Genomic DNA, 8,276 nt, shown 5'->3' with positions numbered 1-8,276 from the left:
GCCTGCGATAGCGGTGTATCAGGTACAGATGTGGTAACTGACAGGCCGCTATCGCAGGCAAGCCAGCTCCCACAAGGGTTCGGCGGTGTTCTGCTTACTCGATACCGACCTGATTGCGCCCGTTATGCTTGGCCGTGTACAACCCCTTGTCCGCCGCCATGATCAACTGCCGACAATCCGTACCCTGCAACGGCGTCATGGTCGACAGGCCAATACTGATGGTCAGGCTCGCCCCTTCTGCCGGGGCAATGTGCGGGATCTTCAGCCCCGCAACCGCCATGCGCAGCTTCTCGGCCACCAGGCGCGCACCGCCCGGCGAGGTATTGGGCAGCACCAACGCAAACTCTTCACCGCCGTACCGCGCCGGCAAGTCCGAAGGTCGGCTGCTGGCTTCACGGATGCTCGCGGCGACTTTGCGCAGGGCTTCATCACCTTCCACGTGGCCAAAGCTGTCGTTGTAGGTCTTGAAGAAGTCCACATCGATCATCAACAACGACAGCTGGGTCTGGTCACGCATGGCACGGCGCCATTCCAGCTCCAGGTATTCGTCAAAGTGGCGGCGGTTGGACAGCCCGGTGAGGCCATCGGAGTTCATCAGCCGTTGCAGCACCAGGTTGGTGTCCAGCAATTGCTGCTGGCTCACACGCAGCGCGCGATAAGCCGCATCGCGCTGCAACAGCGTCATATACGAGCGCGAGTGATAGCGAATGCGCGCCACCAGCTCGATGTTATCCGGCAGCTTGACCAAGTAATCATTGGCCCCGGCCGAAAACGCCGCGCTCTTGATCAGCGGGTCTTCCTTGGTCGAAAGCACGATGATCGGGATATTCGCCGTGGCCGGGTGGTTGCGGTATTCGCGCACCAGTGTCAGGCCATCAAGACCGGGCATCACCAGGTCTTGCAGGATCACCGTCGGTTTGATGCGGATCGCCTGGGCAATCGCCTGATGCGGGTCGGCGCAAAAGTGAAAGTCGATGTTTTCTTCGTGAGCCAGGCCGCGCCGCACAGCTTCGCCGATCATGGCCTGGTCGTCGACCAGCAACACCATGGCAGCGTTTTCGTCGGTCTTGATGTCGTCGATCTGTAAATCATTCATGTGCAGTCACCTGAATTACTTTCCTGCAAGCCGGCACTGCGAGAGGTCTTGATCATTTTGCAAATACCTCCAGCAATCGGGGCGCAATTCTGTCCAGTGGGCGGATTTCAACAGCAGCATCAATCGCCGCCGCCGCTTTTGGCATGCCATACACCGCACAGCTCTGCTGATCCTGGGCGATGGTCAAATATCCTTGTTCACGCAGTATCTTGAGGCCCTGAGCCCCGTCGCGCCCCATGCCGGTCAGCAGTACGCCGACGGCATCACCATTCCAGTGGCTGGCGACGCTTTCGAAGAACACGTCGATGGAAGGCCGGTAAATCTCGTTCACAGGCTCCGCGGTATAGGCTAGCGTGCCATTTTTCAACAGGCGAATGTGGTGGTTGGTGCCAGCCAGCAGCACCACGCCGTTTTGAGGCGGTTCGCCCTCGCGTGCCAGGCGCACCGGCAGGCCGGAGGCGCTGCTCAGCCATTCGGCCATGCCGGCGGCAAACACCTGGTCCACATGCTGCACCAGCACAATGGCGGCGGGAAAGTCGCGGGGCAAACCCTTGAGCAGGATTTCCAGCGCGGCCGGGCCGCCCGCAGAGGAACCAATCGCCACCAGCCTCTGACGTTTGCCAGTGGTGCGCGCCGGCGCGGTTTCGGCGCGTACACGACTGCCACGCTGGCCGATCAGCCAGCCAATATTGAGGATTTTGCGCAGCAACGGCGCCGCCGCATCCTTGGGGTTGCCCACGCCCAGCGCCGGAGTGTCCACCACATCCAGGGCGCCATGGCCCATGGCTTCGAACACGCGACTCATATTCGCTTGGCGGTCGACGGTCACCAGCAGAATAGCGCACGGGGTCTCGGCCATGATCTGCCGCGTGGCCTCCACGCCGTCCATCACCGGCATGATCAAGTCCATCAGGATCAGGTCCGGGGTCAATTCGGCGCAGCGCTGCACAGCTTCCAGGCCATTGCTGGCCACCCACACAACCTCGTGGGCCGGCTCTAAACTCAACGCGCGGCGCAAGGCCTCTACCGCCAGGGGCATGTCATTGACGATCGCAATCCTCATGCCCGGGCGCCTCCAATCAGCTCCATCACGGCATCCAGCAACGCATCGTCATGGAAACTGGCCTTAGCTAGATAATAGTCGGCGCCGGCGTCCAGTCCACGGCGCCGGTCTTCTTCGCGATCCTTGTACGACACCACCATCACCGGCAACGATTGCAGGCGACTATCACGGCGCAAGAGTGTGACCAATTCGATCCCGTCCATACGAGGCATATCAATGTCAGTGATCAGCAGGTCGAAGTCTTCGGAGCGCAGCGCGTTCCAGCCATCCATGCCATCGACCGCGACCGCCACTTCATAACCACGATTAAGCAACAATTTGCGTTGCAGCTCACGCACGGTGAGCGAATCGTCCACCACCAGCACGCGTTTGCGCGGTGCTTCGGTCGCCTGCTGGCTGCGCCGTGCGATGCGTTCCAGGCGCCCGGTGTTAAGCAATTTATCCACCGAACGCAGCATGTCTTCGACGTCGACGATCAACACCACCGAGCCGTCATCCAGCAAAGCACCGGCGGAAATATCCTGGACCTTGCCCAGGCGGTCATCCAGCGGCAATACCACCAGGGTGCGCTCACCGATAAAACGCTCCACCGCAATGCCATACACCGCATCGCGCTCGCGGATGACCACCACCTTCAAGGTTTCGTCATTGCTCTGCCCCGGCGGGCGCTGCAGCAATTGGCTGGCGGCCACCAGACCGACATGCCGGCCTTCGTGCCAGAAATGCTGGCGCCCTTCCAGTTGCACAATGTCATTCGGCGCCAGGTCGCACATGCGTTCGATGTGCGCCAGCGGGAAGGCATAGGCTTCCTCGCCGACCTCCACCACCAGGCTGCGCACCACCGACAGGGTCAACGGCACTTCCAGGTGGAAGCGGCTGCCCTGCCCCGCCGTCTGCTCCAGCACCACGGCGCCACGCAGTTGGCGGACCATGTGCTGCACCGCATCCAGGCCGACGCCGCGCCCGGACACTTCGGTGACCTTGTCGCGCAGGCTGAAACCCGGCAGGAACAGGAAAGTCAGCAGCTCTTCTTCACTCAAGCGCAGCGCGGTTTCCAGTGGTGACAGGTGCCGGTCGACGATGGTGCCACGTAGACGCTCCAGGTCGACGCCATTGCCGTCGTCGCTTAACTCCAGCACCAGCAAACCGGCTTGATGGGAGGCGCGCAGGCGGATCAAGCCTTCGGCGGGTTTGCCCGCCAACACCCGCTGCTCGGGCATTTCGATGCCGTGGTCGACGGCATTGCGCAATAAATGCGTGAGCGGCGCTTCGAGTTTTTCCAGTACGTCGCGGTCGACCTGGGTCTTTTCACCCTCGATCTCCAGGCGCACCTGCTTGCCGAGGCTGCGGCCAAGGTCACGCACCATGCGCACCTGGCCGGCGAGCACATCGGCAAACGGTCGCATGCGGCAGGCCAGCGCGGTGTCATAAAGCACCTGGGCACGCTGGCCGGCCTGCCAGCCGAACTCATCCAGTTCGGCGGTCTTATCCGCCAGCAACGCCTGGGCTTCACTCAACAGGCGGCGCGTGTCGGCCAGGGCTTCCTGGGCTTCCAGGCTCAGGTTAATGGCCTTGAGTTGGCCATCGAGCGTGTCCAAGGCGCGCGCGCTGTTGCTTTGAATGCGCTTGAGGCGCTGCAGGCTCACCAGGTAAGGCTTGAGCCGCTGGGTCTCCACCAAAGATTTACTCGACAGGTCGAGCAGGCTGTTCAAGCGCTCGGCGGTGACGCGCAGCACGCGCTCCCCGCCTTCGGTCAGGCGTTTGTTCGGGCGCGGCAGGTCAGTGCTGACCGGCGGCACAGGCTCAGGCTCCGGCGGCAACGCTTCAATCACCGGCGCAGGTTCGGGAGCGGCGGGGGCTGGTGTGGCGTTGACAATCGGCTGCGACGGATCCAGCAGGCGTTCCATCAGCGCTACATAGCCTTCAATGTCCGCTGGCCCGACATTATTGCCCGGCGTGGCGATGCGCATCAGCAGGTCGGTGCCCTGCAGCAAGGCGTCGATATGCTCAGGTTGCAGGTACAGGCGGTTTTCCTGGGCGCTGACCAGGCAGTCCTCCATCACATGGGCCACGCTGACCCCGGCGTCCACGCCGACAATCCGCGCCGCGCCCTTGAGCGAGTGCGCGGCGCGCATGCATGCCTCAAGCTGGTCAGCCTGGGTGGGGTTGCGTTCCAGGGCCAGCAGGCCCGCGCTCAACACCTGGGTTTGCGCATCGGCTTCCAGGCTGAACAGCTCCAGCAGCGAGGCATCGCGCATCTGGTCGGGGGTCATGTGAGGCTCCGGGTCACGGCAGACAACAATTGCGCCTCGTCCAGCCAACGCAGGCTGCGGCCTTTCCACTGCAACACGCCTTGGGTAAAGCGCGCGCTGGCCTGGGTGCCGGAAGCCGACGCAGCCTTCAAGGTGCGCTCATCGATGGCATGGATGCCGTCGACTTCATCCACCGGTACCACCACCGGGCCGTCCTGGGCAGCAATAATCAACATGCGCGGCATCACTCGCGCGCCGGTAGCGCCTGTGCTGGCCGGGTCCAGCCCCAGCAGTTCCACGAGTGACAGGCACGCCACCAGCGCACCGCGCACATTCGCAACGCCCAGTAATGCGCGGGAACGTTGGTGCGGCAACGAGTGAATCGGCTGCAGTGGCGCCACCTCCACCAGGCATCGCGTGGCAATGCCCAGCCACTCTTCACCCAGACGAAACATCAGGATCGAACGGGTGACGATGTCTTCGTCAACTTCCGCGGCTGCATACGCCTGTCGGTCGTCCTGCTGCAACGCATAACGGTCAAGCAGGCGCGTGGCGGCGGCGGAATACACCGAGCAGTTGCGGCAGTGGATATGTTCGGCGAGCAACGGGCAGGACTTGTCGCCATGGATGCCGATGCGGTTCCAGCAGTCGTCGATGGCTTGGGTGTCGGCCAGGGTCAGGTCCAGACCTGCGGTGTCGAGCGCATCAAGGTTATTCATCGTTTGGACTCACTGTCTGCACGCTCGCTACGCGCGGCGCGCGCCTGCAAGCGACGCGCGCCCGCACTGTCACCCTGGGACTCGAGCAATGCGGCCAAGTGCATCAAGGCCTGCGGGTGCTGCGGTTCCAGGTACAAGGCTTTGCGGTAATAACCCTGGGCTTCCAGGGCGCTGCCGGCCACGTCGCTGAGCAGCCCCAGCCAGTAAAACACCTGGGCTGCCGGCGGGTGGTTACTCAAATACTGTTCACACGCGGCACGGGCCTCAGCACTTTTGCCTTCGTTAGCCAACGTAGCGATGCGGCTGAGCAAATCGCCCGCATCGCTGTGCGGCGCCTTGATCGGCACCACTTGGGCACTCGCGGTGCTGAACGGGCGCGGCTTGGCAGGAATCGGTGCCGCGCTGCGCTGGGGGATGGGCAGGGGCACAAATACCGGTTCAGGCTTGACCGGCTCGGTATGCCGACTGAATGCAAAGGATTGCGGCACGCCAATCGAGCGCATGCCATGGCGCCCCAGCAGGCTGCCCTCGGCGGGGCCGATAAACAGCACGCCGTCCTCATGGGTCAGGCTCTTGAGCACATCGAACACTTGCTTCTGGGTGGGCTGGTCGAAGTAGATCAGCAGGTTGCGGCAGAACACAAAATCGTAGGTGGGCTCATTGGCCAGCAACGCCGGGTCGAGCAAATTGCCAACTTGCAGACGCACTTGTTCGCGCACCCGCTCGGCAATGTGGTAACCATCGGGCTGTTCGCTGAAGTGACGCTCGCGAAACTCGATATCGCCGCCGCGAAAGGAGTTCTTGCCATACACCCCACGCTTGGCGCGCTCCACCGACAATGGGCTGACGTCCAGCCCCAGCACTTTGAACTGGTGCGGCGCCAGCCCGGCATCGAGCAAGGCCATGGCAATCGAATAAGGCTCCTCGCCCGTGGAACACGGCAGGCTGAGAATGCGCAGGGCGCGCATCTGCTTGATCGCCGCCAGGCGCTCCCTGGCCAAACGCGCCAAGGTGGCAAAGGACTCGGGATAGCGGAAAAACCAGGTCTCGGGGACAATCACCGCCTCGATCAGCGCCTGCTGCTCATCCTGCGAACTCTGTAAATGCTGCCAGTAATCCTGCACGGTCTGCGCCTGCACGGCCTGGCTGCGCTGGCGCACCGCACGCTCAATGATCGCTTCGCCCACCGAGGCGACGTCCAAACCAATGCGGTCCTTCAAGAAGGCAAAAAAGCGTGGGTCGTTGCTCATAAGCTTAGCTCGCTGGCAAACAGCAAGGCGCGCACGTCGTCGGTGAGCAAGTCGGCCACGCCGATCCACTGCATCAAACCCAACGCATCTTCACGCACCGGCCCCAGGTACGGCGCCTCGCGATTATCCAGGCCATAAGGCTGAAACTCGGCCGGGTCGCAACGCAGGGTGTCGGTGGCCTGCTCCAGGACCAACCCCAGCCAGCGTGGCTCGATCCAAGGTTGTGGCTGGTAATTGACCAGCACCAGCCGTGTGCTGGTGCGGGCCTGGGCCGGTTTGCCGAAGGTCAACGCACACAGGTCGACAACCGGCACCAGCGCGCCACGATGGGCAAAGATCCCCGCCACCCACAGCGGTGCATGGGCGATGGGTTTGAGTGGCAGGCGCGGCAGCACCTCGGCCACCTCCGTGGCCTTGAGGGCATATCGTTCGCCGCCGATGTGGAACACCAGAAACAACGCCTTTTTCGCTGCCGGGACGACGCCGCGTTTAGCCGCAAGGTCGCTCATCAGACTTTGAAACGCGACACGCCGCTGCGCAGACCGACCGCAACCTGGCTCAGTTCATCAATGGCAAAACTGGCCTGGCGCAGGGATTCCACGGTCTGGCTGCTGGCATCGCCCAGTTGCACCAGCGCATGGTTGATCTGTTCGGCGCCGGTGGCCTGGGCCTGCATGCCTTCGTTGACCATCAATACCCGCGGCGCCAAGGCCTGTACCTGATGGATGATCTGCGACAGCTGTTCGCCCACTTGCTGCACTTCGAACATGCCGCGACGCACTTCTTCGGAGAACTTGTCCATGCCCATCACGCCCGCTGACACTGCCGACTGGATCTCGCGCACCATCTGCTCGATGTCGTAGGTGGCCACGGCGGTCTGGTCGGCCAGACGGCGCACTTCGGTGGCCACCACGGCAAACCCGCGTCCGTACTCGCCAGCCTTCTCGGCTTCAATGGCGGCGTTGAGCGACAGCAGGTTGGTCTGGTCGGCCACCTTGACGATGGTCACCACCACTTGGTTGATGTTGCCGGCCTTCTCATTGAGGATCGCCAGCTTGGCGTTCACAAGGTCAGCGGCGCCCATCACCGAGTGCATGGTTTCTTCCATACGCGCCAGGCCTTGCTGGCCGGAGCCGGCAGCGACCGACGCCTGGTCGGCGGCGGTGGACACTTCGGTCATGGTGCGCACCAAGTCCTTGGACGTGGCGGCAATTTCCCGTGATGTCGCGCCGATCTCGGTGGTAGTGGCCGCCGTTTCGGTGGCCGTGGCCTGTTGTTGCTTGGAGGTGGCGGCAATCTCGGTCACCGAGGTAGTCACCTGCACCGACGAACGCTGGGCCTGGGAAACCAGGGCGGTCAGCTCGGTCATCATGTCGTTGAAGCCGGTTTCGACAGCGCCGAATTCGTCCTTGCGCTCAAGGTTCAAGCGCTTGCTCAGGTCGCCCGTGCGCATGGTTTCGAGGATTTCGACGATGCGATTCATCGGCGCCATGATCGCGCGCATCAGCAGCAGGCCGCACAGGCCCGCTGCGAGAATGGCCACGACCAACGATACGAACATGCTGACTTTGGCGGCGGCCACCGCTTCATCGATGGCGGCGGTGGCGTTATCGGCGACCTGTTTGTTTTCATTGATAATGTCATTGAGCTTCATGCGGCCTGCGGTCCAGGCGGGCGTGAGTTGCTCGTCGAACAGCTTTTGCGCCTCAACGCCGTTGTTAGCCTGATGGGCGTCCAGTACCAGGGCAAGAATCTTGTTGTAGTTCTGGTGGAGCTTTTCGAAGGCGTCGAACTCAGTGCGATCCTGATCAATATTGATCGTGCTCGCGTAACTGGCCATGTGCTGTTCCAAACGTGCCTCAAACGACTTGTAGTCCTGTTTGTCGGCTTCCGAGA

Annotated in this window: 7 protein-coding genes; all 7 read right to left on the bottom strand. The window is 62.5% G+C overall.

Annotation, left to right across the window (positions count from 1 at the left end):
• Window positions 1-94: 94 nt before the first annotated feature.
• Window positions 95-1,096, bottom strand: a complete 1,002-nt coding sequence (locus FEM54_RS17755; protein ID WP_017137099.1) for a response regulator — start codon at window positions 1,094-1,096, stop codon at window positions 95-97.
• A 52-nt stretch (window positions 1,097-1,148) separates the two neighbouring features.
• Window positions 1,149-2,159, bottom strand: coding sequence for a chemotaxis response regulator protein-glutamate methylesterase (cheB, locus tag FEM54_RS17750; RefSeq protein ID WP_017137098.1), 1,011 nt, complete (start codon window positions 2,157-2,159; stop codon window positions 1,149-1,151).
• Complete coding sequence (locus FEM54_RS17745) at window positions 2,156-4,432, bottom strand: hybrid sensor histidine kinase/response regulator (RefSeq protein WP_138452181.1); 2,277 nt, start codon at window positions 4,430-4,432, stop codon at window positions 2,156-2,158. The genes cheB and FEM54_RS17745 overlap by 4 nt, the downstream gene beginning before the upstream one ends.
• On the bottom strand, window positions 4,429-5,130 hold the full coding sequence (locus tag FEM54_RS17740; RefSeq protein WP_017137096.1) for a chemotaxis protein CheW: 702 nt from the start codon (window positions 5,128-5,130) through the stop codon (window positions 4,429-4,431). Before FEM54_RS17740 ends, FEM54_RS17745 begins: the two co-directional genes overlap by 4 nt.
• Complete coding sequence (locus FEM54_RS17735; protein ID WP_017137095.1) at window positions 5,127-6,380, bottom strand: CheR family methyltransferase; 1,254 nt, start codon at window positions 6,378-6,380, stop codon at window positions 5,127-5,129. Before FEM54_RS17735 ends, FEM54_RS17740 begins: the two co-directional genes overlap by 4 nt.
• Window positions 6,377-6,889: a chemotaxis protein CheW gene (locus FEM54_RS17730; RefSeq protein WP_017137094.1), complete on the bottom strand. Its 513-nt coding sequence runs from the start codon at window positions 6,887-6,889 to the stop codon at window positions 6,377-6,379. Before FEM54_RS17730 ends, FEM54_RS17735 begins: the two co-directional genes overlap by 4 nt.
• On the bottom strand, window positions 6,889-8,276 hold a 1,388-nt coding region (locus FEM54_RS17725; protein WP_138452179.1), incomplete at its 5' end, for a methyl-accepting chemotaxis protein. The genes FEM54_RS17725 and FEM54_RS17730, both read right to left, overlap by 1 nt.

This window comes from Pseudomonas edaphica (assembly GCF_005863185.1).
GTDB classification, from domain to species: Bacteria; Pseudomonadota; Gammaproteobacteria; order Pseudomonadales; family Pseudomonadaceae; genus Aquipseudomonas; species Aquipseudomonas edaphica.
This window is presented reverse-complemented; position numbering and strand designations above follow the sequence as displayed.

What these genes read in the sequence shown, in the direction of transcription:
- FEM54_RS17740 (WP_017137096.1), bottom strand. Translation starts at nt 5,130, where the DNA reads ATGAATAACCTTGATGCGCTCGACACCGCAGGTCTGGACCTGACCCTG.
- FEM54_RS17735 (WP_017137095.1), bottom strand. Translation starts at nt 6,380, where the DNA reads ATGAGCAACGACCCACGCTTTTTTGCCTTCTTGAAGGACCGCATTGGT.
- FEM54_RS17745 (WP_138452181.1), bottom strand. Translation starts at nt 4,432, where the DNA reads ATGACCCCCGACCAGATGCGCGATGCCTCGCTGCTGGAGCTGTTCAGC.
- FEM54_RS17730 (WP_017137094.1), bottom strand. Translation starts at nt 6,889, where the DNA reads ATGAGCGACCTTGCGGCTAAACGCGGCGTCGTCCCGGCAGCGAAAAAG.
- FEM54_RS17755 (WP_017137099.1), bottom strand. Translation starts at nt 1,096, where the DNA reads ATGAATGATTTACAGATCGACGACATCAAGACCGACGAAAACGCTGCC.
- cheB (WP_017137098.1), bottom strand. Translation starts at nt 2,159, where the DNA reads ATGAGGATTGCGATCGTCAATGACATGCCCCTGGCGGTAGAGGCCTTG.